Below are 23,599 nucleotides of genomic sequence, written 5' to 3'. Positions count from 1 at the left end.
GCATTCTGGCCCTCACACTTGTTTCTCTTTACTTCTTCAGGGAGCGTGTGACAGAAACCCCACCTGAAGTGGTGACGGTGACATCAAACTGCGTCAGGGTGCTGGTGCAGGAAATGCTGTTCACTGGAGCGGGGGCAGACACCAGAACCGATTGTGCACCAGACAGTACACTGACGGCTTGCTGGGTGCTGGAATAAATGCAAATGGCATCTGCTCCGGTGGAATCCGGGTTGCCTGTTTCCACTGCATCCATGGCGGCCAGCAGGATCTGAGCGACTTTGTTGGCCAGAACCTGCTCAGGGTCTTTCTGCAAAGTCATGGTGATCGATGCACCACTTTTTAGGCTGACTGTGGCATTGAAGGTGGTTTCCGTAGAGGTGCAGTTGTAAGACGCCACCTGGGGATCCACTTTCAGCTGGCGCACCTGATTTCCCGAAGCCACTGTGAGGGTGGGAGGTGTCCCACTGCAATTCGCATCGGCACCAGAGGAGAAAGGATTGGTGTACTCGGCGTCTGCCATGGCATACACCAGGTTGCTGGCCACTGCACGCGCCAGTGACGTTGCACTGCTTCTCGTCCAAAAACCAAAGAGGTATTGCGCGCTCAGGGCTTTGGGATCTGCATAAGTGACGTTGCTCTCGGACCAGCCCTGCAGACTGCCCTGGCAATCCACATCATAAAATTGGACCACTTCAGGGAGTTTGAGGGTCTTTTTGTACAGCCCAGCCAGCATGATCTCGAGGATGCCATCCGGGGAGGGGTTCAGGCAGCGGGAAGCCTGGTCGGTGATCTCCGGATGGGCGGCAGACAGAGACGCTGCTGCATAAGCCACATTGTCGGCCACGATCTGCGCCACGAATTGTGCAGGGTTTTTCGTGTCTTGCAAGCTGTAAGACTTCCCACTGCTGCTCGAAAGCGTGACCGAAACCGTGGTGGGGGTGGAGGTGCAGGTCAGGCCCGTCACCTGGGCAGACAGGGGCAACACCACCCGCTGCAAGCCCGAGTGGATCGCCACCTGGGGCAGAAACGCAGAGCAGGTGGCATCACTGTCCGTGGACGTGGGGTTGAAAGCCTCCACGGCCATCATGGCCCTCAGCACATTCCGCGCCAGTTCCACGAAGGTGCTCTTCTCAGACGTCATCCCCTGCTTGGATGTGCCTTCAGCTGAAGTTTCAAACACCAGTTGATACCCATCTCCGATGGTGGTCACCAGACCACCATCGGGCAGCAACGTTGCCTCAGGGGCAGGATGTGGGTGGGTGCTGCAGGCGGTCAGTACCCCCAGGCAGATGAGGGCCAGCAAGCCCTCGCGCAAACGAATTTCCTTTTTCATCCAGGATTGAATCATGGGGTGCTCCTGTCCCTGTCAGCAAGAAGCAACTTTCAACAGCGAAAACATAAGCTGACCCCTCCAGTTTAAACAGAAAAATCTGCAGTGACGGTGTTGAATGTGCCATCAACATTCCTTGCATCCACTGGCAGATCACATCACAGAAACACCCCGCTGGCATAGCGTTTCCAGGGAATCTGCATCCCTGAGGTGACCTGCCAGCGCTCTGTGATGTAAGCCGTCAAGGCCCGCTGGAATTCCAGGGTGTCTGAACCCAGCATCCTGAAGTATTGCCCTCCTGATCTGGTGACACCCCAGCCCGCAAGCTGTGCTCCATCCTGAAAAGCGGCAGGCAACACAGGAAGACCATGCCAGAACCCGCTGGCCCACAGGGTGTGCTGGTCGGTCAGGCCTTCCAGGGGATGCCCTGCAAGGTGAAAAGCATCCCTGTAGAGGGGCTTCCCTTGCAGGTTCACCTGAATGTGGCTTTGCAAAGACTGGAATTCCCACTGTTCTCCGCGCTCCAGGCGACCAGCACTCCAGCTTTCCAGCATGCCGAATTGTGCCCCAGCAGCAAGCTCAATTCGGGTTTTTTGCTGGTAATGCGCATCCATAAAAGGGATGGTCAGGCCCGGATAATATTCCAGATGTGCCCCTCCTGCAACCTGAATCTGGATGTCGTGCAGGGCACAACCGGCCCGCTTGCCATGCAATTTGGTGGCAGACTGGTTCAGCAAAATGACCTTTGCACCCTCTTGCAGACTTACAGACAGTTCATACCGGTCCCCATTGTGAATGCCCGGCGTAACACTGGCGATCTGCAGCAGGGCGTATTCCCCCGCCTCGAAGGGACGCACCACCTTCATGGCTCCAGAGGCGTACTGCTGCTTCAGAACCGTGCGGCCCGCTTTGAGGCCAAATTCCAGACGCAGCACACTGTGCATGGATCAGTGTCCTCCCAGTGAAAAGGAGGAGTCCTCGAAGAGCACATCCTGCTTGATCCACTGGATCACCGCATTCAGACCATCTTCGTTTTTCAGGCTGGTGAACACATGTGGGCGCGTTCCACGCTGCACCCGGGTGTCCCGTTCCATCACTTCCAGGCTTGCGCCCACCAGAGGGGCCAGGTCGATCTTGTTGATGACCAGCAAATCCGAGCGCACTATGCCCGGTCCGCCTTTTCTGGGCACTTTCTCTCCTCCGCTGACATCCAGCACAAAAATGAACACATCCACCAGTTCCGGACTGAAAGACGAGGCGAGATTGTCCCCTCCAGACTCGATGAACAGGATGTCCAGATCGGGAAGGGCTTCCAGCATTTCATCCACAGCCTCCTGGTTGATGCTGGGGTCCTCACGGATGGCGGTGTGCGGGCAGCCTCCGGTTTGCACGCCCCGGATGCGGTGCAGGGGAAGCGCCTCTGCACGGGCCAGAATTTCTGCATCTTCATAACAGTAGATGTCGTTGGTGATCACTGCAATGCTGTATTCATCGCGCAGTTTCTTGCAGAGCTTCTCCAGCAGGGCGGTTTTGCCGCTGCCAACGGGTCCTCCCACACCAATTTTGACGGTCATGTGTTCTCCTTGAGGGCCAAGGGCCGAGGGCAACAAATGCTTAAACTTACGACTGGAACAGCCTCGTGTACAGAAAAGCCTGCTGATGGGAACGCAAATCCAGGGCGGGCATGGCACTGCTCAGTTCGGGCTGCTGGATGCGTTGCAGGGTTTCTGAGAGCAGGGTGTCTTGCAAACCCAGCAGGATTTCCTGGGCCTGTTCGGGGCTGAGGGGCATGCAGCGCGTGCAGGCCGAGAGCATGCTGGTGATCTGGGCCTGGCTGTAGGCCAGACACAAATCTTCCAGGGGGAGGTGCAACTGCCGTCCCAGCAGGGCACACTGGAGGGCAAAGTGCTGTTCAGAAAGCTTTGGCAATTCCACACCCCACAGGCGTCTGGCCAGTTTGATCAGGCGTTTTCCCAGTGCGGTGCTGGCGTGCAAACTGGTGGGGGTGGATTTCCAGGCGGTCAGTTCCTGGGCCAATTGTTCCGGGTCACTGTCCGCATAAACCAGGGCCATGGCACTGACCTCCAGCCTGAGCCCTCCCAGACGGATGTGGTTGCCCAGCAAGGCCAGGAGTTGCGGGGGTTTCAGGGGCTGTGCCGTGTAAGATTCCAGCCCTCCAGAGTGGGCAAACCCCCCCAGAGGGAACTGGGAATCAAACATCTGTTGCAGGATCAGGCGGTGTTTCATGCGTTGCCGTCCAGGTCCATCAGAAAAGAAAATACCGCTGGGACATGGGCAGCTCTTTTGCAGCCTCTGAATGGATGGGTTCGCCGTCGATGGTCACCTCGTAGGTTTCGGGGTTCACCTTGATGTTGGGGAGGAGGCCATTGTGTTTCAGGTCAGATTTCTTCACTGAACGGCATCCTTTGACCGCCAGGCAGGTGCGGGACAGTTCAGGCAAATTCCCCTGCTCCAGCGACACCTGAGACACAAAATGCACACTGGTTTTTGAGGTGGCCTTCCCGAACGCCCCGAACATCGGACGGTAACGCACCGGTTCAGGGGTGGGAATGCTGGCATTGGGGTCTCCCATCAAAGACGCCGCAATGAAACCACCTTTGATGATCAATTCGGGCTTGATGCCAAAAAAGGCAGGGTTCCACAGCACCAGATCGGCCAGTTTGCCCACCTCGATGCTGCCCACATGGTCTGCAATGCCGTGCGCCAGTGCAGGGTTGATGGTGTATTTGGAGACATACCGTTTGATGCGTGCGTTGTCTGCATCTCTGTCCCCATCCAGGGCACCCCGCTCCAGTTTCATCTTGTGGGCGGTCTGCCAGGTGCGCAGGATCACCTCACCGACCCGTCCCATGGCCTGGGAGTCACTGGACATCATGCTGATGGCCCCCAGGTCGTGCAGCACATCTTCTGCACCCATCGTTTCAGGCCGGATGCGGGATTCTGCAAAAGCCACATCTTCCGGCACCTGGGGCGAGAGGTGGTGACAGACCATCAGCATGTCGAGGTGTTCTTCCAGCGTGTTGATGGTGTAAGGCATGGTGGGATTGGTGCTGCTGGGAAGCACGTTGTCGAAGGCAAGCACACGCAGAATGTCTGGAGCGTGGCCTCCCCCTGCACCTTCAGAGTGGTAGGTGTGGATGACCCGGTCCTTGAAAGCCTTCAGGGTGTCTTCCACATACCCGCTCTCGTTGAGGGTGTCGGTGTGGATGGCGACCTGCACGTCATATTTCTCTGCCACACTCAGGCAGGTGTCGATGGCAGAGGGGGTGGTGCCCCAGTCCTCGTGGAGTTTCAGGCCGATGGCTCCAGCCAGAACCTGTTCTTCCAGAGCTTCAGGCAAGCTGGCATTCCCTTTGCCCAGCAGTCCGAAATTCAGCGGGAAGGCCTCTAAACTTTCCAGCATGCGGTGCAGGTTCCACAGACCCGGTGTGCAGGTGGTGGCCTTGGTGCCTTCTGCAGGTCCGGTTCCCCCACCGATCATGGTGGTCACACCAGAGTACAGGGCTTCCCAGGCCTGCTGAGGAGCAATGAAGTGAATGTGGGTGTCAATGCCACCAGCGGTCAGAATTTTGCGTTCCCCGGCAATAATTTCGGTGCCTGGCCCAATCTCCAGTCCTGGCGTCACCCCATCCTGAATGTCCGGGTTTCCCGCCTTGCCGATGGCCACAATCCGTCCATCCCGGACCCCCACATCGGCCTTCACGATGCCCCACCAGTCCAGCAAAATGGCATTGGTGATCACCAGATCAGGACTGCCCGAAGCACGGGTGTTCTGGCCCTGTCCCAGGCCATCCCGGATGACCTTCCCGCCTCCAAACACCACTTCCTCGCCGTAGGTGGTGTAATCCTCCTCGATCTTGAGCAGCAGTTCGGTGTCTGCCAGACGGATCCGGTCTCCTTTGGTGGGACCATACAGACGGGCATAATCTGAGCGTTTCAGTTTCATTTCCACTCCTCGAGTTTCTGCAACGCTTCTGCTTTCTTCCCATCCAGAGGTCCAGCCACCAGCGCATTCATGCTGTGCACGATGCGTTTTCCACCGTAGGGAATGAGTTCCACTTCGGTGCTGATGCCAGGCTCAAAACGCACTGCCGTTCCAGCAGGCAAATTCAGGCGCTTGCCGTAAGCCTCTGCACGGTCAAACTTCAGGGCGCGGTTCACCTCGAAGAAATGCGTGTGGCTCCCCACCTGAACCGGACGGTCTCCGGTGTGGGACACCTTCAGGGTGGTGACGGGTTTGCCAGCGTTGAGTTCTATTTCGCCGTCTTGCAGGAAAGATTCACCTGGGATCATTTAAGCACCTCCGGGATTGCCGAGAGCCGAGGGCCGAGGGCCGAGGGCAAAACATCCTGCATGTGACTATCCTCCAGCTGCCTCAAAGGACAATCAGGCAAATGCTTAAGCGTTTTTAATGCTCTCAGCCCTCGGCCCTCGGCCCTCGGCCCAGCCTCCCCTTGCAGGGGAGGAGCGAAGCGGATGGGGTCAGCGAATCGGATCATGCACCGTCACCAGTTTGGTTCCATCGGGAAAGGTGCCTTCCACCTGGATTTCGTGCAGCATTTCCGGGATGCCTTCCATGACATCTTCGCGGGTCAGGACGGTGGTGCCCAGGCTCATGATGTCTGCAACGGTGCGGCCATCGCGAATCCATTCCAGAATTTCTGCGGTGATGATGGCACTGGCTTCGGGGTAATTGAGTTTCAGGCCCCTGGCCTGTCTTTTGCGGGCCAGTTCTGCCGCCAGGTGAATCAGGAGTTTTTCGGTTTCGCGTTCGGTCAGTCGCACACTCTGCTCCTTTTTGGAAAGTCCGTTCAAGCCTATGGGGTTAATCTTACATTTTGTGCATCAATTTGTGAACACTTTGCATAAATAAAAGAAAAATGCTCTGGAAATTTTACTTAAATCTCCAGAGCGTCACAAATTCAGAACACAAGCAACAACAAAATCAAACGGTGATGAACCTGCTGACCGTGTCCACATCGTCGGTGTGGGTTTCTCCGGTGTGGGTGATCACCCCGCGTTGCAGCACGTAATAGCGCTCGGCAAAATTCCAGGCAAAATCCAGGTATTGCTCCACCAGCAGCACCGAAACTTTCAGTTCACCCCGCACCACCTTGAGGGCCTCTCCAATCTGCTGGACCACATTGGGCTGAATCCCTTCGGTGGGTTCATCGAGCAGCAGCATCTTGGGGCGCATGGTGAGGGCACGGCCAATGGCCAGTTGTTGCTGCTGGCCTCCAGAGAGGTTGCCCCCTTTGCGGTGCAGCATCTCTTTCAGCACCGGAAAAAGGTCGTAAATGAAGTCCGGGATGCCTTTCTGTGGGGTGGCATTGAGGCCCATCAGGAGGTTTTCCTCGACGGTCAGGTGGGGCAGGATGCCCCTTCCCTGAGGGACATAAGCCAGTCCCCCTCTGGCCCTTTTGTGGGGGGCATGGCGGGTGATGTCCGATCCATCAAACACCAATTTTCCATCCTGCACGCCATGCAGACCGGCCAGCACCCGCAGCATGGTGGTCTTCCCCACCCCATTGCGGCCCAGAAGCGCCACACCCTCACCGGGCTTCACTTCCAGATTGACATTCCACAGCACGCGGGATTCGCCGTAACTGGCATTCAGGCCTTCCACTTTAAGCATGGGCTTCCTCCTTGTGGCGGCCCAGGTACACGGACTGCACTTCCTCGTTGTTCCTGACGGTGTCCAGATTGCCCTCGCAGAGCATTTTGCCCATGTGCAGCACGCTCACATCGGCCTGCAGCAGTTCAATGAAGGTCATGTCGTGGTCAATCACAATGATGGTGTGCTCTTTTGCAAGTTCCTGAATGAGCTGAGCGGTCAGGGCGGTTTCCTGCACGGTCATGCCTGCGGTGGGTTCATCCAGCATGATCAGGGGCGGGTTGGCCGCAAGCACCATGCCGATCTCCAGCCACTGCTTTTCACCGTGGGCGAGGTGGCGGGCCTGCATGTCTGCTTTTTCTTCCAGACGCACCTTTTTCACGACATCTGATACCCGGTCTGTTTCTTCTTTCGCCAGGCGGGTTTTCAGGCTGCCCCAGAACCCTTTGCTTTTTCGGGCAGCAAGTTCCAGGTTCTCTTTCACAGACAGGTTTTCCAGCACACCTGGGGTCTGGAATTTGCGACAGATGCCCAGTCCGGTGATGCGGTACTCGGGCGTTTTAGAGATGTCTTTCCCCTGAAAGAAAATCTGCCCCTGGTCTGCCCGCACCTTGCCGATCACGGTGTCCATCAGGGTGCTTTTGCCTGCCCCGTTGGGACCCATCAGGATGCGCACCTCTCCAGGCTTCACCGAGAAATTCACGTCGTTCAGGGCCACAAAGCCGTCAAACGAGACGGTGAGCCCTCTGATTTCCAGCAGTGCGCCCGTCTGTTTCTGCATGAGATCAGTCACCGTGAACCTCCTTGAAGGTGGGTTTCTTGCTGGCTTTAAAAAGTTTAGGCAGCTTCCAGCTCTGGGGAGGGAACAACACCACCAGCATGAACAGTGCCCCCATGATGTAAAGCCAGGCATCAGGGAGGGCGGTGGAGATGCGGTCCTTGGCGAAGTTGATCAGGACCGTTCCCAGGATGGCCCCCATCAGGCTTTCGCGGCCTCCGATGGCGGCCCAGACCACCATTTCGATGCTGGGCACCACGCCCACCATGGCTGGGCTGATCACGCCCACATGCAGGGTGAAGAGGGCTCCTGCCACCCCTGCCAGAATCCCGGCCAGGGTGAAGGCAAACACCTTGTAAGGCACAGGGTCATACCCGAGGTAACGGGAGCGGTTTTCTCCGTCCCGGATGGCCAGCAGGGTTTTGCCGAAATAGGTGCGCTCCAGCAGGATGCCCACCCCAAAGGTCAGGGCCACAAAGCCCACCGTGATCCAGTACAGGATTTTCTGCATTTCGGGGGTGCCGTAACTGGCCCCGAACAGGGTGGTGAAGTTGGTCAGGCCGTTGAACCCTCCGGTCACGCCTTGCTGGCTGGTCAGGAGGGTGGCAAACGCCAGGGCCACCGCCTGGGTGATCAGGGACACGTAAACGCCCGTGATGCGCCTTCTGAACAGCAAATTCGCCATGATGAAACTGGCAATCCCTGGGATCACAAAGATCATGGCCACAGCAAAGACAGGACTCTTGAAGGGAGCCCACCATGCAGGGAGGTCACTCATGCCGTTCCACATCATGAAATCGGGAATTTCACCTGCAGGGAGGCCCATGAGTTTCAGGTGCATGGCGATGGCGTATCCACCCAGCCCAAAGAACACCCCCTGACCCAGTGAGAGCACCCCACCTTTTCCCCAGCACCACACCAGACCGAGGGTGACCAGGGCCAGGGCCAGAAAACGTCCGAGCAGAGACAGGTTGTAGCCGTCCAGCAGCGCTGGAGCGGCAGCCAGCACCAGAAACAGTGCGGCCATGAAAGGCAACGTGAGCTTTTTCATGTTACGCCTCCTCCAGGGCACGGGATTTGACCACCACAATGCCCCTGGGTTTCCATTGCAGGAAGGCCACCACCACAACCAGCAGCAGCACCTTGGCGAAAGAAACACTGGTGAAGGTCTGCAAACCTGCAGAGAACAAACCCACCACGAAAGAAGCAATGGTGGTTCCGGCCAGGCTGCCCAGACCACCCAGAATCACCACCAGGAAGGCGTCCACGATGTAGCTCTGTCCCACGGTGGGGGTCACGGGAGAGATCAGGGCCAGTGCAGCGCCCCCCAGTCCGGCCAGTCCTGCACCAATGGCAAACACGGTCATGTCGATCAGGCGGGTGTTGACCCCCAGTGTGGAGGCCACTTCACGGTTCTGGTTGACGGCCCGCACCAGCATGCCCAACTTGGTTTTGTTGATGAGCAGCAGCAGGCCTCCCAGAATCAGCAGGGCCAGCACGATCACAAAAATCCTCACGTGGGGGATGGTCAGACCAGACAGTGCACCAGAGAAGTTGATGGCCCCACTCAGCCATGCAGGGGCCGTCACTTCCACCCCGGTGGGGCCGAAAATCTGGCGTGCAGCCTGTTGCAGGATCAGGCTGAGGCCCCAGGTGGCCAGCAGGGTGTCCAGCGGTCTGCCGTAAAGCCTGCGGATCAGGGTGCTTTCCAGAACTGCACCCAGCAGGAAGGTGCCCACAAAAGCCAGAGGCAGGGCCAGCCACAGGGAAGCTCCACTGGGGATGATCTGGTGGGCCAGGAAGGCGAGGTATCCGCCGATCATGATGAATTCGCCGTGTGCCATGTTGATCACGCGCATCAGCCCAAAGCTGAGCGCCAGACCGAGGGCCGCAATCAGCAGGATCGAGCCAACGCTCACCCCGTTGAAAAGCTGTCCCAGAAAAAGTGCGGTTTCTCCCATAAATGACTCCTTCAGAAGGTCAGGGGCCTTTAGCGTTTTACCCGCCCAGTGCTTTTCAGGCATCTGGACGGGTGAAAACCTGTGGGGCAAAGCCCCTGTGAAATCAGGGTTTGCAGGTCTTGCCAGGGAAGGCCAGGGCGTCGTAGGGCTCGGGTTTCAGGTTCTTCTTGCTGTCCCAGAGGATCTTGAACTGACCGTCTGCTTTGAGCTGGCCCACGTAGGCGGTCTGGTACAGGCTCTGGTTGGCATCGAACTTGATCTTGCCCATGGGGGTGGTGATTTCCTTGATGGACACGGCGGCTTTGCGCACCTTGTCGGGCTCAAAGCTCTTGGCTTTTTCCACGGCGGCTTTCCAGATGTACACGTCCACATAACCGTGAATCATGGGGTCGGTGATCAGCTGTTCTTTGCCGTACTTGGCGGCGTAAGCCTTGATGAAAGCCTTGTTGCTGGTGTTGGGCAGGCTCATGAAGTAGTTCCAGGCGGCATAACTGCCTTCCAGCAGCTTCGGACCGATGGCCTTGGCTTCCTGCTCTGCGATGGAGAAGCTCATCACGGGGTAGTCCTTGGCCGTGAGTCCTGCAGCGGCCAGTTGCTTGAAGAAAGCCACGTTGGAGTCGCCGTTGATGGTGTTGAAGATGATGGCCGGACCACCCGCTTTGATCTTGTTGATCACGCTGGAGAAGTCGGTTCCGCCCAGGGGCACGTACTCTTCACCGGTCAGGGTGAGCTTGTCGTTCTCGATGTGCTTTTTCACGATCAGGTTGGCGGTTCTGGGAAACACGTAGTCAGATCCGACCAGGAAGTACTTCTTGAAGCCTTTTTCCACGGCCCAGTCGAAGGCTGGCAGGATCTGCTGGTTGGGCTGCGCACCCGAGTACATGATGTTGGGGCTGCACTCGTTGCCCTCGAACTGCACGGGGTACCACAGCAGGTTGTCGAGGCGCTCGAACACCGGCAGCATGGCTTTGCGGGAGGCGCTGGTCCAGCCGCCGAACACAGTGGAAACCTTGTCCTGCTCGATCAGTTTCTGGGCTTTCTGTGCGAAGGTGGCAGGTTCACTGGCCCCGTCTTCGATCACTGAGGCAATGGTCTTGCCCATCACGCCGCCTTTTTTGTTGATCTCTTCGATCGCCAGCAAGGTGGCGTTCTTCACGGTGATCTCGCTGATCGCCATGGTTCCGGTGAGGGAGTGCAGCACACCCACTTTCACGTCTTCTGCCTGGGCTCCTGCGAGCAAACCCACGCTGAGACTGATGATGGCAGACCCAGCAACTTTATGCAGTAAACCTCGGCTTTGTTTTGCGAAAAAATGCATGTACCAACCCCCTGATGCGATTTTATGCAGACTTTCATCCACGCCTGCAGTATAGGGAGGGAAACACAGAATTGTCAACAAAATGACTGATCTTGAAAAATTTTTATTTGCAATCAAATGTTTTTCAGGGCTTTTCGTCGTCTCATAGGGAATTTCCTAGATTCTATACATTTGCAGAAAAAAGTTCAGTCAAAATAAATTTGCCATTCCAGAAGATTCGTGCTTAAATATACCTTGGAAGAGTATCCGCTGCGAAAAGCAAGAAAATACACCCAGATCATGCCTCTGGGCGCTTTTTGCTGTCTGCAGGTTGTGCGATTTACAGGTGCGGTTTGACTTGCAGGTACAATGCACCCAAAGGGGAACCTCTGAATGGAAACCGCAGGAAAAACCTCCAGCCCACCCCTCGCTTTTGAAACCCAGGAGCAACTTGAAGCCTGGCTGCAACAGCACCACCAGACCCACACCGAATTGTGGGTGCGCATGTACAAAAAAAGCTCGGGGATCCCCAGCGTCACCTGGGACGATTGCGTGGTCGCCGCATTGACCTGGGGCTGGATTGATGGCATCCGCAAATCCCTGGACGAAACCTCCTTTGTGCAGCGCCTGACCCCACGCCGCTCCAGGTCCAGCTGGTCCCAGAGAAACTGCGAGATTGCAGAACGCCTGATTGCAGAAGGCCGCATGCAACCTGCGGGTCTGGCACAGGTGGAGGCCGCCCGGCAAGATGGACGCTGGGAGCAGGCTTATGCCGGTCCCGCCAGCATGGTGATCCCGGAGGATTTTCTGGCAGAGTTGCAAAAGCACCCTGCAGCCCAGCAAGCCTATGAACAACTGGAACGCAGCACCCTGTTCGCCATCTACCACCAGCTCCAGACCGCCAGAAAACCCGAAACCCGCCAGAAACGCATGGCAAAGTGGATCGAGCAGCTCTCTCAGGGCAACAAGTCTTCCTGATCTTGCAGGTCACAGGCATGACCTGTTCACCAGAAAACCGCTGAAACACCTGCCTCCCATGGGCCAAAAAGCTCCAGGAAAATCCGCTCAGGACCTCAAGTTGATGCGGGTTTGATCCTTCACTGACCGTGGGGCCAGAGCCCAGATCTGCCAAGGATTGTTTTCTGAACAACAGAAGACTATCCTTGGAACATGACCGGTAAATCCAAAACCAGCAGCCCCACCGTGCGGGACATTGCCCAGAGGGCAGGGGTGTCGCTGGGCACCACTTCACGGGCGCTCAACAACCAGCTGGGCATCAACGACGACCTCAAAGCCCGCGTCCTCAAAGCAGCGGAAGAACTTGGTTATGATTTTTCAAACCTGCGGCAGTCGCGGTCCATCAAAAGGATCACCTTCATCTACGACCGCCAGCACAACACCCTCTCCAACAACCCTTTCTACTCCACCGTGCTGCACGGCGTGGAAGATGCTTGCAATGCAGAAAAGATCTCCCTGACCTTCACCTCCACCAGCCAGGAAGAGGGCATCACCGACCGCCTGAAACGCGACGAGAGCGACGCGCTGCTGTGTGTGGGGGCTTTTGAACCTGAGCAACTGCAGGAAATCCGTGAACTGGGCATTCCGGTGGCGCTGGTGGATTTGTGGCACCCCGAAATGAACAACGTGAACAGCGACAACTTCGGGGGGGCTTACCTGCTGACCGAGTTTCTGATTCAGCGGGGCTACAAAAGGATTGCTTTTGTGTGCGGTCCAGAATCCCATTACTCGATCACCCAGAGGCGTCAGGGCTACCGCTACGCCCTGATCACCCACCACCTCGAACAGGACCCGGATCTGGAGGTGTTCCGCGATCCCATCATGTGGGAGGTGGAAGGCACCGACAATGCGGTGAAGAAACTGCTGAAGCTGAAAAACCGCCCGGATGCCATTTTCTGCTGGAACGATGCCACGGCCATTCAGGCCATCCAGACCTGCATGGAGGCCGGTCTGAAAGTGCCCGAGGACATTGCAGTGGTGGGGTTTGATGATTTGCCCACCGCCCGCACCTGCTTTCCGCCACTGACCACCGTCCGGATCAACAAAGAAGCGCTGGGACGGCGTGGCGTGGAACTGCTGTTGCAGCGTCCCAGTGAACCCACCCAGGTGATTGTGCCCACCAGTCTGGTGATCCGTTCCAGCACGCGCTGATGTTCTGCAAATGATGCTCTGAAAAAACACCCCCCACAGGAAACGCCTGTGGGGGATTGTGGTTCAACGCCGGTAGCGGATCAGCCAGTTGAAAGCGTCCATGGTGCCATAAGCGGTTTCCCATCCAGCCTGATGGTCTCCGGTGGGCACCTCTGTGAATTTCACCTTGTTGCCTCCTGCGGCCAGAATGCCGTTCACCATGTTGCGGGTGTACTGCACGCTGGTGGTGTTGTCATTGGTGGCATGGAAAGCCCACACGGCCAGATCTTTCAGGCGGGAAGCGTGGTTGGGACTGCCTGAACCTGCAATGGGAAGGATGGCCCCCCACTGGTTCGCACGGGTCATTGCGGCCCACCAGACCCCCTGACCTCCTCTGGACAGGCCTGCGAAGTACACCCGGTCCGGGTCCACGTTGGGCAGGGTCGCCACCAGGTTTTCAATGAGTTTCTGCAAGGCGGTCATGGAGACGGTTTCCGGGGTGGTGTCCAGGTTATACTCGGGAATTCCGGTGCTGGCCCAGCGAATGGCCACGGGCGTTTGAGGGGCCAGCACATAGGCGGCCTGCACCTTCTGGTAATTGGGGTCTGTGAAGTACTGAGGGCCGTTGTGGGTGCCAGCCATCATTTGCAGCACATTGTCTGTGCCTGCTTCTCCAGAGCCGTGCAGATGGATGATCAGGGGGAGTTGGTTGCTGCTGGGCTGGGTGGTGGGTGTGTAAAGCTGGTAAGGCAGGTTGAAATTGTTCACCGTGATGCTGTTTTTGGCCCAGCTTCCTCCGGTTCCCACCGTGGTCGCTGCGGCCAGTCTGGAAATGGCATTGCTGCCCGCCACAGGCTGAATGCGCCCGTAAACCCCCATTTCCCACAGGGAGGAGCCGTAACTGGTGGCCCGCTTGATGCTGTAAAGGCGCACATAGCGGGCCTGGGTGGGCGCAAGGTAAATCTGGTCGGTGCCCCCATCTGCTGCGTAGTTGCTGTGCACGGTGGTGAAGGTGGTTTTGTCCAGCGAGACCTGCACCTGGTACTGCGAGGCGTAGGCCGCTTCCCACTTGAGTTCAACCCTGTTGATGGTGCGGGTCTGGCCCAGATCGATGGTGAGCGACTGGTTGTCTGCGTAACTGCTGCTCCAGCGGGTGTTCAGGTCACCATCTGTCACGTTGGCAGGTGCGTTCTGGGTCGATTCCTGCGAAGAGGCCGTGACCGGGCGGTTCAGGGCCAGATTGAGGTTGATGTTGAGGTCGGTGCGGTCCTGCGAGACGACTTTTGCGTCGCTGTAGGTGGTGTTCAGGGCAGCAGTGGTGTTGCTGTTCTGGGCGCTCTCAGCCCACACCATGAACCAGGACCAGCGGGGCTGGGCGGCCAGCAGTGCAGGACTGGGCACCTGGGTGACTTCGGTGAGGGCAATGGGACGGCCCCCAGACAGGGACACCAGGGTGCTGTAGTCTGTGCTGGAAGGTGCGGCTTTGCTCCAGACATTCAGGCCCAGAGCGTCCACATAGCCCTCTCCCGGCCAGTAATCCGACACCGTGCCCATGTTCACGTCTTTGACGTTCCACACCCAGATCAGGTTGCTGAGGCCCTTCGTTCCGGTCAGGTAATCGCGGGTGATCTGGTAGAGTTTGCGGCTGCCGTTTGCCCCCGGACGACCCCCCCACCAGCTCCAGCCATCGTTGAGGTCCCGTCCAAAACGCCACAGCACGGGCACATTGTTGTTTTTGAGGTCCTGCAAAGAAGGCACAATCCTGTCCAGGCGGGCCAGCCATGCGTTGTACAGGCCCGTTCCAGGGGTGATGAGTTGCGACCACTGGGCGTCCGTCAGGTCGGCCAGAATGCCGTTTGAATCCCAGTTGCAGGGCTCTGTCACTGTTGGGGGGCAGACATTCCAGGTCAGGGTGACCAGGGATCCTGCCTGCCACTGTCTTTTGGCTTCGGCAATCAGGGTGGGGCGGGCCGCAATGTCACTGCTGCTGAAGAGGAAATCTCCGCCCCACACTGCAGGGGTCTTGCCCGTGGTGCTTTGCACATAACGGGTCCACCTGGTGGGATCGCTGTTGGGCTCCCGGTTGTGCTGCCCGGACAGGACTTTCACGCCACGGGTGGTTTTCAGGGTTTCCAGCAACTGGCTGGTGGTGTCCGAGATCAAATCCTGAGGGATCACCTGACTGGATCGTTCCGTGTGGGTCTGGGGGTTCAGGCTGCCACAGGCACCCAGCAAGACGGGAAGAAGAAGGAGGGCTGTTTTTTTCATCGTTTTCCTTTCGCCAGAAAACCAGACCCGAAAAAATCGGATCTGTTTGCAGGTTTAATGCATGGATCATTGGAATGGGAGGCATCAAAAGCCGCCTCCCATTCCAGAAATCACTTGTTGAAAACGGACACGTCCCACAGAGAGAAACCGTAAGCGTTGGACCGGGTGATGCACTGGATTTTGATGTAGCGGGCGCTGGTGGCCGTGAAACTCAGGCTGTCGTTGCCGCCATCTCCTGCGGTGGTGCTGTACACGGTGCTCCAGGTGGTCTGGTCGTTGGAGACCTGGATCTGGTAGCTTTTGGCATAAGAGGCTTCCCAGGCCAGTTGAACGTTGTTGAAGGTCCTCTGGCTGCCCAGATCGATGGTGATGGACTGGTTGTCGCTGAAAGCACTGCTCCAGCGGGTGGTCAGGTTCCCATCTGTCACATTGCTGGCTGGGTAACTGCTGCTTTCCACAGAAGAGGCAGCTGCAGGACGGCCATAGGCGATGTTCAGCTCATCTCGGGTCAGCACGTTGGCGGCCTGATGGGTGGCGGTCAGGGTGGCGGGGGTGTTGACGGTCTGGGCATACTCGGCCCAGGTCATGAAGTAGGCCCAGCGGGGCTGTGAGGTCAATTGTGAGGGGCTGGGAACTTTGCCCACTTCTGCCAGAGCAATGGGTTTGCTGCCTGCAATGGAGAGCATGGAATTGTAATCGCTGCTGGTGGGGAAATCCTTGTACCACATGTCCACGGAGGCCACATCCACGTAATCTGCTCCGGGGTAGTAGTCTGCAAGGCGGTCCATGCCCACATCTTTGACGTTCCACACCCAGATCAGGTTGGTGATGCCTTTGGTTTTGACCAGGTAATCGTAGGTGATCTGGTAGAGTTTTTTGCTGCCATTCACGCCGGGACGCCCACCCCACCAGCTCCAGCCATCGTTCATTTCGTGGATGGGTCTGAACAGGGCCTGCACCCCGTTGTTCTTGAGGTCCTGCAGGTAGGGCACAATTTTGTCCAGGCGGACCTTCCAGGCGTTGTTCAGGGCACTTCCTGGGGTGATCAGCTGGCTCCACTGGGCATCACTGAGGTGGCTGAGGATGCCGCCCGAGTCCCAGTTGCAGGGCTCACTGACGGTGGGGGGGCACACGTGCCAGGTCAGGGCCACCACAGCCCCACTCTTGAACTGCGCTTTGGCCTGGTTGACCATGGTCTGGCGGTTGTTGATGTCGTCCTGCAGAAACAGGAAATCTCCGCCCCACAGGCCAGGGGTTTTTCCGGTGGTGCTCTGAATGTAGCGGGTCCATTTGGTGGGGTCGCTGTTGGGTTCCCGGTTGTGCTGTCCTGCAATGGTGTACTTGCCCGAAATGCTCTTGATGTAATCCAGCACGCTGGACTGTCCAGGAGAGAGGGCCTGTGGAGCGGCAACCTCGGGGGCTGTGGTGGTGCTGCAGGCGGCCAGGGCAAGCGGGAGCAGTAAGGCAATCCAGGGGTGTTTCATGTTTCTCCTTGGGCGAAATGAGAGCAGGCCAATGAACAAAAAGACTTGTTCATGCGTAGTTATGGGTTTTTGGAAGCCCACAAGCGCATGGTTGGCATATGGTTGGCATGCTGTCTGCATCAAGGAGAACAACATGCCAGATCATCCCCCATCAAATGGTGTGTGGGATGCACTTGGGTTGTTGGAACAAAAACAGTGTACAAATTGTTTCAGGAATTGTCAAGATTTGTTTTCAATACAATTAATATATTGTTCATGAACAAAACAAAAGGGGTGGCCAGAGCCACCCCAGAATTGCTGTCCAATGGATTTGTGCTGCAGCGTTTGTTTTGAACGTCAGCGGTTCACCAGCATCCTGAATTCCAGCGGTTCTGCAGCACCCAGTGCAGACACCCGCACGGCTGCCGTTTTCAGGCCCGCTGCATGCACCACGCGCACCTCTCCCGGACGCAAATCCAGGAAATTGTCCGACCAGGACACCCCTGCACCAGCGCTGAGCCACACACCCTTGACGGGATGGTCCGAAGAAAGCTGCACCACACCATCCTCCTGAACATCCACCTTCAGGGAACGTGGAGCAAAGTCAAAATGCTTGTAGGGCTCGGGGAAATGGCTGGCCCGGGCCACCACTTCATCCTGGTCCAGCAGCTCTGCAAAATACACCATCGGCTGCTCAGACACCTGCCAGGAAGACACATCTGTGCGGCGGGCAGGAAGGGCATTCACGGCCTGCACAGCCTCTGCCACTTTTTCACCTTGCAGGGTGTAAGCGTAGCGTTTCAGCTGCAGGGTGCGGCTTTCCCGCAGGCTGCTGCACAGCCAGGTTTCCAGCACACCATCTTGCAAGTGAATTCCCACCGTGAGGTCCTGCAATTCCCGTTTGATGGTGTGGTAAGCAGGTTTCACAATGCCAGCAGAGTCAATGATGGCCCAGCTGGAAACCGGCCAGCAGTCGTTGAGTTGCCAGACCAGCGCACCAGACACCGCATATTTGCCCGGACCCTCAAAGCGCCGCCTGAAATCCCGGTAGGCGTAACGCATGGCTTCTGCCTGAATGAGTTGCGTGTTGTACACGTACTCTTCCAGGTTCCGGTGTCCCCGCACATTCTCTGCCTGATACACCGCCAGCCTTCTGGCCCCATCCGGTTTGAAGTTCGGACCCAGTGCACGGGTATGGTGCACAAAGGTTTCGCTTTCCGGGAAGCGTTCATGCTCGGGCATGGATTGCTGCACAACCTCCACCGAAGGGGCAGACATCAGACCAAACTCGCTGACAAAGCGGCCCTCGTAATTTTTGTATTCCTGGTAAGGGGCCATGGGTCCGTGCCAGATCTCCCAGGTGTGTCGGTCTCCGATGGTCTTGTCGAAGACATCCGCGCCGCCATAAGGGCTGCCCGGCCAGTACAGGGTCTGGGGGTCCAGGGTTTCGCAGACCTCACGCAGCAGCACTTCATAGATGTGCTGGGCATGGAATTTGCTTTCGTCTCCGCCTGGACCATAAGCCCCAACGGCCTGGGCGATCTGGTAGTCCTCGTTGTTGCCACACCACAACGCCAGAGAAGCGTGGTTCCTCAGGCGTTTGACCTGCTGTTCAGCTTCCAGACGCACGCTGGCCCTGAACTTTTCATCTCCGGGGTACATGCCGCAGGCGAACATGAAATCCTGCCAGACCATGAGGCCCAGTTCATCGCAGAGGTCATAAAAGACATCGGCTTCGTAGATGCCCCCACCCCACACGCGCACCATGGTCATGTTGGCATCCCTGGCCTGCACCAGTCTGGCCCGGTACTGTTCATCGGTGACGGTGTTCAGCAGGAGGTGTTCAGGAATCCAGTTGGCTCCGCCCACAAAGAAAGCCTCGTTGTTGACCTCGAAAGTGAAACTGCTGCCCTTTTCTCCACGAACCGCTTCCTGCACCACCCGGATGCGCCTCAGGCCCGTGCGGATGGATTTTTCTTCCAGCAGTTTGCCGTGCTGGTGCAATTCCACCTGAACGGTGTACAGGGGCTGGTTTCCGCGACCACTGGGGTACCAGAGTTGTGGGCCATCCACCTCAAAAAGAAAAGAGGTCGGGGCCTGGGCAGCAAGGGTCTGTGACTGCACTTCGATGCCCTGCGGATTCAGCAGGCGCACATGCACCTGGGCCTCTTGCACATCACCTTCGAGTTTCACGTGTACTGGAATGAAGGCGGTTTGCAGATCTGGCGTGACCTCTGCAGGCACATGCACATCAGCGAGCTGCACGCTGTAGGCTTCCAGTTTCACAGCCTTCCAGATGCCAGAAGTCAGGATCACAGGACCCCAGTCCCAGCCGTAATGGTACTGGGCTTTTCTGAGGTACAGGCGGCTGGTGTCTCCGTTCCAGGCGGCCCGCACCCCTCCCTCTTTTTCCAGGGCATGGCCCACTTTGAGGGGACTTTCAAAGAGCACCTGCAGGGTGTTCTCTCCGGGCAGCAGCAGCCCTTTCACATCCAGCGTGTGTTCTGTGAACATGTTGTCGCTCCTGAGCACTTCCTGTCCGTTCAGAAACACTGTGCTGATGGTGTCCAGTCCCTCAAAAGTCAGGTGCAGATGGGGAGCTTCCAGGAGGTCTGCAGACACCTGGAAGGCGCTGCGGTACAGCCAGTCTGCTTCCCCGATCCATTGCACCTCCCGTTCATTGAGGCCGTAATAGGGGTCAACGATCAGCTGGTGCTGCAGCAAATCCTGCTGCACGGTGCCAGGGACTGTGGCACCATTCCAGCCTGTGTGGCTCCTGAAATCGTCCTGCAAAGCAGCAGCAGGATCGCGTTGTTTGAATTCCCAGTGGGTGTGCAGGGTCAGCGAGGTCATGGTTCATCCTCCGTGGGGATGGCATTGCCCCTGCAGGATGTTCCTGTCAGGGGAAAGAGGGACGGGAGGGTCAGTGGGTTTCCTCGAACAGCACAAAGGTGCCCTCGGAAACGGTGAAGGTGTTTTGCTGGGCAGACTTGACCCATTTGCGGGTTTCGGGGTCGTAAAAACGCACACTGAACTTCTGGAACGGCACCTGCACTTTCAGGTGCCCTCCTGCAGCATAAGCCGCAATGGTGGGGCCGAAACGGTAAGCATAGCCACCTTCGGTGCCTACATCCCCTTGCGGTCCAGCCTGGGCAAACAGTTCGGGCAGGAAACCCAGTTTCTGGTAGGCCACCCACTCTTCATCGGTGACATCGCCGAACTCGTCGTTCTTGTGGGTCCACAGCAAACTGGTGCTTCCGGTGGCAAAAGAGGCCAGGATCGCTGCAGTGATGAAATCCGCACGGGTCTGACCATCCAGCGCTTTCAGGGGAGCGTACTCTCCAATCATGGAGGGCTTCTGGAAGGTTTCCTGGGCCCAGCGGATGTAATTGCGGGCCACACTGGCCGCACGGTCCGGGTTTCTGACATCCCGGTAGGTGTGGATTTGCACCAGATCCACCAGCGGATCGCTCCACAGCTCTTCCCAGCGCACATCTCCGGTCAAGCTCTCGGTGATCAGGTGCTTGCTGTCGATCTTCTTGATCTCGGCAACGGCAAAGTGCAGCCAGCTGAGAGCTTCCTCGTGCTGGCCGGGGTAATCTGCAGCCACCCCATTGAGCTCGTTCATGGGTTCCCAGGCCAGGATGGCCGTGCTGTCCTTGTAACGGGAAACAATGTCCTGGATGCGCCTGGCCTGGTAGGGACGGGCGGCTTCACTGGTGTAGAAATCCTTGCCGGTCTTCAAAGGCCCACCGTTGGTGATCCCATACACGCTGGTGTCCAGCACGTTGCGGAACACCCAGTGGTCAAACAGGCACACGATCAGTTTGACGTGGTACTTCTCGGCCAGTTGCACGGTGAGGTCCAAACGCCGCACCTGCTCCCGGTCATACACCCCAAGTTGCTCTTCGTACTGGGGTTCAGGCACAAACACCCGCAGGGTGTTGACCCCCCGGTTGGCGGCCTGCCGGATGTAGGCTTCGGTGGACCAGGAGTCCCGGTTGTTGTCGGGGTTCATCACGGCGAAACGGTTGAGGCCATACGGAACGAAAGGTTTGCCGTCCAGTTCCAGCGTCCAGGGCTGGGTGGCAGAGCGGGTCACAAATCCTTCCGCCAGGGCTGCACCCCCCATCAGGAGGGTGCAGAGGAGCAGGCGGGAAAAGGTGTTCACTTGCACTGGCATTTTTAGTTGGCATCTCCAGTGTTTTTGAGGACCGGCACATCGGACAGAACGGTTCCGGTGATCTTCTGGTTGGGGTAAATCAGCAGCCCCACTTCACGCAACTGGTTCATGTTGCGCAGGGTCAGGTTGCTGGCCCAGCCGGAACGCTCGGCTTTGAAGGTGCTGGCTTTCAGGTCAAAGACAAGGGTGTTCCAGCCGGGTTTCACTTCCAGAGCGCTGGATTCCTGCCATTCTTTGGGCTCTCCAGTCATCAGGGCAAAGGCGGCTTTGATGGTATCGGTGGTGTTGTTGTACAGCTGGAAAGTGAGGGTTGCCGCTTTGCTGTAGTCCTGAGGGCTCTTGAAAGCGTTCATGGCGTAAGCCTTGTAATACTGACCATCCGGGGTTTTGGAGTTGTCGTAGTCGATTTTCAGCAGCGCAGTGGGTTTGTTGTCTCCCGTGTAGGCACCCAGGGCTTTTTTGGCCAGGCTGTCCCCCAGGGACAGCGGAGCAACCTTGACGGTGGCATTGTTGCCGAACCACTGGGGTTCACCCGCACGCCACTGGGACACCCCCAGAGGATTGAAAGGCACGCCTGGAGTCTGGGAGCAGCTGGCGAGCAGGAGAAGGGCAGAAACAGAAATCAGCATTTGGATTTTCATGACAGGCTCCTTGAAGGGATGAGAAGGGCAAGACGATGCCTGGAAGGGTTATTCCGTCACGGTGGTGTCGGTGGAGGGGGCAGACACCAGCACGTAATTCTTGATGCCCTGGTGCGGGTAGACCATCAGGGCCAGCCCCCGCACATCCTGCAAATCCCGCACTGCAACGGTGTTGGCCCAGCCTGAACGCTCTGCTTTGAAGGTCTGTTCGGTCAGGTTGAAGTTGATGCGGGACCAGCCGGGCTGGAAGCTGATCAGCTTGGATTCCTGCCATTCCTTGGTGGCGGTGGTGCTGACGGTCAATGCTGCGTCCAGGGCAATGCTGGTGGGGTTGAACACCTCGAAGGTCACGGTTTTCACCCCAGTGAAATTCAGGGATTTGCCAAAGTCCACCAGGGCATAGGCTTTCTTGAGGTCCTGGTCGGGATCGGATTTGGTGTTGTCAAAATCAATGCGGATCAGGCTCTCGGGTTTGCTGGCACCAGGGTAGCTGCTGAGGGCACTGGCGGCTTCAGGGGCACTGGCAGAAACCGCAGAAACCCCACTGGTGCTGTTGTACCCGAAACCGGAAAGTCCGGGTTTCCAGCTGGCCGGACTGGCAGCCTGCAGGGTGTTCACCGGAGCCGCACTCTCTTTGGTGATGGGCGCAGTGGCAGGGCTCTGGCTGACGGTGGGGGCGCAGGAAACGGTGAGGAGCAGCAGGGCGGTGGTCAGGTGCAGTTTGTTCATGATGGACTCCTTTTGAACGAGAAGATGGAGGGTTTCGGGCCATGAAAACCAGCAGCCAGCATCAGCCCTGAGAAAGGAGAGGGAGAGGTGCTGAAACGGACTGCTGGAGGAAAAGGGGCTTATGGGGTTTTGTGGATGGGTTCCTCATTCGAGGGGAAGACAGTTGACAGTTCACAGCGGGAAGATCTTTTTGCTCTCTGCCTTCTGCCTTCTTCTGCTCAGCCTTTGATGCCCGTGAAGGTCACACCTTCCACGAAGTAACGCTGGGTGAAGAAGAACAACACGAACAGGGGCAAAGTGAAGATCGTGGCGCAGGCCATCAGCGGTCCCCATTCCTGTCCGTTGGCTCCCTGAAACTGCTGCAACCCCAGAGACAGCGTGTACTGTGAGGGGTCGTTCAGGTAGATCAGCGGTCCCATGAAGTCCTTGAAGGCCAGCAGGAATTGCTGCAAAAACACCACGGCCATGGCAGGTTTGATCAGGGGCAGGATGATGCGAGAGAAAATGCCGAACTCACTGCACCCATCGATTCGGGCGGCCTCGGCAAGTTCATCGGGCATGGTCTGGATGAATTGCCGCATCAGAAAGATGTAGTAGGCGTTGCCGAAGAAAGAAGGCACGATCAGGGGCAGCAGGGTTCCGGTCCAGCCCAGGTCCCGGAAGATCAGGTAGGTCGGAATCAGGGTGACCACTCCGGGCAATAGCATGGTGGCGAGCACCACATTGAACACCCATTCCCGGCCCACCCAGCGGATTTTGGAGAACCCGTAAGCCACCAGGGCGGAAGAGAAAGCCGAGCCGATGCTGGAAAACACAGCGTAGTAGAGGGTGTTTTTCAGGTAATCAAAAAACGGGATGTTGTTCAGGGCTTTGTTGAAGTTCTCCCAGACCAGGGTGTGAGGGTAAAGGGTGGGCGGGTTTAAGAACACCTCGCTGTCTCCCTTCAGAGCGGTCACGATCATCCAGTACAGCGGCACTGCAAAACTCAGGGTGATCAGGCTCGCCACAATGAACGCAATCACGGTTCCGGTGACACGGCTCTTGTTGACGGAGATGCTGGACTGGCCAGCCGTTTCTTTAAGCTCGGTCATAAACCACCCATTTCTTGCTGGCGCGGAAAACGATGCCGGTGAAGGCCAGGATGCCCAGGAACAGCACCCAGGAAA

The 23,599-nt window shown here is 57.5% G+C and carries 21 protein-coding genes; 2 read left to right on the top strand and 19 right to left on the bottom strand.

Features of this window, described 5'->3' with window-relative positions; translation table 11 throughout:
- Nucleotides 1-28: 28 nt before the first annotated feature.
- The 12 genes from IEY52_RS15275 to urtA all read right to left on the bottom strand — a co-directional run bounded on the left by IEY52_RS15275 (nt 29) and on the right by urtA (nt 10,950).
- On the bottom strand, nt 29-1,348 hold the full coding sequence (locus IEY52_RS15275; RefSeq protein WP_189003835.1) for a hypothetical protein: 1,320 nt from the start codon (nt 1,346-1,348) through the stop codon (nt 29-31).
- A 140-nt stretch (nt 1,349-1,488) separates the two neighbouring features.
- Nucleotides 1,489-2,274 (bottom strand): urease accessory protein UreD, encoded by a 786-nt coding sequence (locus IEY52_RS15270; protein ID WP_189003833.1) that lies wholly within the window; start codon nt 2,272-2,274, stop codon nt 1,489-1,491.
- Between the two features lie 3 nt (nt 2,275-2,277).
- Nucleotides 2,278-2,904: an urease accessory protein UreG gene (gene ureG / locus IEY52_RS15265; RefSeq protein ID WP_189003830.1), complete on the bottom strand. Its 627-nt coding sequence runs from the start codon at nt 2,902-2,904 to the stop codon at nt 2,278-2,280.
- A 46-nt stretch (nt 2,905-2,950) separates the two neighbouring features.
- The gene (locus tag IEY52_RS15260; RefSeq protein ID WP_189003828.1) at nt 2,951-3,577 is read right to left on the bottom strand and encodes an urease accessory protein UreF; all 627 of its coding nucleotides are present in this window, start codon (nt 3,575-3,577) and stop codon (nt 2,951-2,953) included.
- A 19-nt stretch (nt 3,578-3,596) separates the two neighbouring features.
- Nucleotides 3,597-5,297 (bottom strand): urease subunit alpha, encoded by a 1,701-nt coding sequence (locus tag IEY52_RS15255; protein WP_189003826.1) that lies wholly within the window; start codon nt 5,295-5,297, stop codon nt 3,597-3,599.
- Entirely contained in the window at nt 5,294-5,644 is a 351-nt protein-coding gene (locus IEY52_RS15250) for an urease subunit beta (protein ID WP_189003824.1), read from the bottom strand. Before IEY52_RS15250 ends, IEY52_RS15255 begins: the two co-directional genes overlap by 4 nt.
- 189 nt (nt 5,645-5,833) lie before the next feature.
- Nucleotides 5,834-6,136: an urease subunit gamma gene (locus tag IEY52_RS15245; protein WP_189003822.1), complete on the bottom strand. Its 303-nt coding sequence runs from the start codon at nt 6,134-6,136 to the stop codon at nt 5,834-5,836.
- A 160-nt stretch (nt 6,137-6,296) separates the two neighbouring features.
- Nucleotides 6,297-6,986 carry an urea ABC transporter ATP-binding subunit UrtE gene (gene urtE / locus IEY52_RS15240; RefSeq protein ID WP_189003820.1) on the bottom strand — a complete coding sequence of 230 codons (690 nt, stop codon included), beginning with the start codon at nt 6,984-6,986 and terminating at the stop codon, nt 6,297-6,299.
- Nucleotides 6,979-7,758 (bottom strand): urea ABC transporter ATP-binding protein UrtD, encoded by a 780-nt coding sequence (urtD, locus tag IEY52_RS15235; RefSeq protein ID WP_229684825.1) that lies wholly within the window; start codon nt 7,756-7,758, stop codon nt 6,979-6,981. The genes urtE and urtD overlap by 8 nt, the downstream gene beginning before the upstream one ends.
- Nucleotides 7,751-8,794 carry an urea ABC transporter permease subunit UrtC gene (gene urtC / locus IEY52_RS15230; protein WP_189003818.1) on the bottom strand — a complete coding sequence of 348 codons (1,044 nt, stop codon included), beginning with the start codon at nt 8,792-8,794 and terminating at the stop codon, nt 7,751-7,753. Before urtC ends, urtD begins: the two co-directional genes overlap by 8 nt.
- A gap of 1 nt (nt 8,795) precedes the next feature.
- Nucleotides 8,796-9,704, bottom strand: a complete 909-nt coding sequence (gene urtB, locus IEY52_RS15225; protein ID WP_189003816.1) for an urea ABC transporter permease subunit UrtB — start codon at nt 9,702-9,704, stop codon at nt 8,796-8,798.
- A 103-nt stretch (nt 9,705-9,807) separates the two neighbouring features.
- Nucleotides 9,808-10,950: an urea ABC transporter substrate-binding protein gene (urtA, locus tag IEY52_RS15220; RefSeq protein WP_229684824.1), complete on the bottom strand. Its 1,143-nt coding sequence runs from the start codon at nt 10,948-10,950 to the stop codon at nt 9,808-9,810.
- 444 nt (nt 10,951-11,394) lie between these two features.
- Between urtA and IEY52_RS15215 the strand changes: the two genes are divergently transcribed.
- Nucleotides 11,395-11,979 (top strand): YdeI/OmpD-associated family protein, encoded by a 585-nt coding sequence (locus IEY52_RS15215; RefSeq protein ID WP_189003812.1) that lies wholly within the window; start codon nt 11,395-11,397, stop codon nt 11,977-11,979.
- A gap of 192 nt (nt 11,980-12,171) precedes the next feature.
- Nucleotides 12,172-13,170 (top strand): LacI family DNA-binding transcriptional regulator, encoded by a 999-nt coding sequence (locus tag IEY52_RS15210; RefSeq protein ID WP_189003810.1) that lies wholly within the window; start codon nt 12,172-12,174, stop codon nt 13,168-13,170.
- Nucleotides 13,171-13,233: 63 nt separating this feature from the next.
- Here IEY52_RS15210 and IEY52_RS15205 read toward each other — a convergent pair whose 3' ends face one another.
- The 7 genes from IEY52_RS15205 to IEY52_RS15175 all read right to left on the bottom strand — a co-directional run bounded on the left by IEY52_RS15205 (nt 13,234) and on the right by IEY52_RS15175 (nt 23,524).
- Nucleotides 13,234-15,417: a glycosyl hydrolase gene (locus IEY52_RS15205; RefSeq protein ID WP_189003808.1), complete on the bottom strand. Its 2,184-nt coding sequence runs from the start codon at nt 15,415-15,417 to the stop codon at nt 13,234-13,236.
- Nucleotides 15,418-15,527: 110 nt separating this feature from the next.
- Nucleotides 15,528-16,901 (bottom strand): glycosyl hydrolase, encoded by a 1,374-nt coding sequence (locus IEY52_RS15200; protein ID WP_189003806.1) that lies wholly within the window; start codon nt 16,899-16,901, stop codon nt 15,528-15,530.
- Nucleotides 16,902-17,237: 336 nt separating this feature from the next.
- A complete protein-coding gene (locus IEY52_RS15195) occupies nt 17,238-19,733 on the bottom strand; it encodes a glycoside hydrolase family 2 protein (protein ID WP_189003804.1) in 2,496 nt (831 codons plus the stop codon).
- A gap of 70 nt (nt 19,734-19,803) precedes the next feature.
- Entirely contained in the window at nt 19,804-21,063 is a 1,260-nt protein-coding gene (locus tag IEY52_RS15190) for a cellulase family glycosylhydrolase (protein ID WP_189003802.1), read from the bottom strand.
- 2 nt (nt 21,064-21,065) lie between these two features.
- Nucleotides 21,066-21,704, bottom strand: coding sequence for a hypothetical protein (locus tag IEY52_RS15185; protein WP_189003800.1), 639 nt, complete (start codon nt 21,702-21,704; stop codon nt 21,066-21,068).
- Between the two features lie 48 nt (nt 21,705-21,752).
- Nucleotides 21,753-22,433: a hypothetical protein gene (locus tag IEY52_RS15180; protein ID WP_189003798.1), complete on the bottom strand. Its 681-nt coding sequence runs from the start codon at nt 22,431-22,433 to the stop codon at nt 21,753-21,755.
- A gap of 218 nt (nt 22,434-22,651) precedes the next feature.
- Complete coding sequence (locus IEY52_RS15175) at nt 22,652-23,524, bottom strand: carbohydrate ABC transporter permease (protein WP_189003796.1); 873 nt, start codon at nt 23,522-23,524, stop codon at nt 22,652-22,654.
- Between the last annotated feature and the right edge of the window lie 75 nt (nt 23,525-23,599).

Source organism: Deinococcus roseus, assembly GCF_014646895.1.
Taxonomy (GTDB): domain Bacteria; phylum Deinococcota; class Deinococci; order Deinococcales; family Deinococcaceae; genus Deinococcus_C; species Deinococcus_C roseus.
Note: the sequence above shows the minus strand (reverse complement) of the source record. Positions and strands in the feature narration are given on the sequence as shown.

Bases quoted from the DNA above. Each gene is read 5' to 3' on its own strand.
- IEY52_RS15250 (WP_189003824.1), bottom strand. From the start codon at position 5,644: ATGATCCCAGGTGAATCTTTCCTGCAAGACGGCGAAATAGAACTCAAC.
- IEY52_RS15180 (WP_189003798.1), bottom strand. From the start codon at position 22,433: ATGAACAAACTGCACCTGACCACCGCCCTGCTGCTCCTCACCGTTTCC.
- IEY52_RS15275 (WP_189003835.1), bottom strand. From the start codon at position 1,348: ATGATTCAATCCTGGATGAAAAAGGAAATTCGTTTGCGCGAGGGCTTG.
- IEY52_RS15215 (WP_189003812.1), top strand. From the start codon at position 11,395: ATGGAAACCGCAGGAAAAACCTCCAGCCCACCCCTCGCTTTTGAAACC.
- IEY52_RS15255 (WP_189003826.1), bottom strand. From the start codon at position 5,297: ATGAAACTGAAACGCTCAGATTATGCCCGTCTGTATGGTCCCACCAAA.
- IEY52_RS15270 (WP_189003833.1), bottom strand. From the start codon at position 2,274: ATGCACAGTGTGCTGCGTCTGGAATTTGGCCTCAAAGCGGGCCGCACG.
- urtC (WP_189003818.1), bottom strand. From the start codon at position 8,794: ATGAAAAAGCTCACGTTGCCTTTCATGGCCGCACTGTTTCTGGTGCTG.
- IEY52_RS15185 (WP_189003800.1), bottom strand. From the start codon at position 21,704: ATGAAAATCCAAATGCTGATTTCTGTTTCTGCCCTTCTCCTGCTCGCC.
- urtE (WP_189003820.1), bottom strand. From the start codon at position 6,986: ATGCTTAAAGTGGAAGGCCTGAATGCCAGTTACGGCGAATCCCGCGTG.
- IEY52_RS15195 (WP_189003804.1), bottom strand. From the start codon at position 19,733: ATGACCTCGCTGACCCTGCACACCCACTGGGAATTCAAACAACGCGAT.
- ureG (WP_189003830.1), bottom strand. From the start codon at position 2,904: ATGACCGTCAAAATTGGTGTGGGAGGACCCGTTGGCAGCGGCAAAACC.
- urtB (WP_189003816.1), bottom strand. From the start codon at position 9,704: ATGGGAGAAACCGCACTTTTTCTGGGACAGCTTTTCAACGGGGTGAGC.
- IEY52_RS15200 (WP_189003806.1), bottom strand. From the start codon at position 16,901: ATGAAACACCCCTGGATTGCCTTACTGCTCCCGCTTGCCCTGGCCGCC.
- IEY52_RS15205 (WP_189003808.1), bottom strand. From the start codon at position 15,417: ATGAAAAAAACAGCCCTCCTTCTTCTTCCCGTCTTGCTGGGTGCCTGT.
- IEY52_RS15190 (WP_189003802.1), bottom strand. From the start codon at position 21,063: ATGCCAGTGCAAGTGAACACCTTTTCCCGCCTGCTCCTCTGCACCCTC.
- IEY52_RS15175 (WP_189003796.1), bottom strand. From the start codon at position 23,524: ATGACCGAGCTTAAAGAAACGGCTGGCCAGTCCAGCATCTCCGTCAAC.
- IEY52_RS15260 (WP_189003828.1), bottom strand. From the start codon at position 3,577: ATGAAACACCGCCTGATCCTGCAACAGATGTTTGATTCCCAGTTCCCT.
- IEY52_RS15210 (WP_189003810.1), top strand. From the start codon at position 12,172: ATGACCGGTAAATCCAAAACCAGCAGCCCCACCGTGCGGGACATTGCC.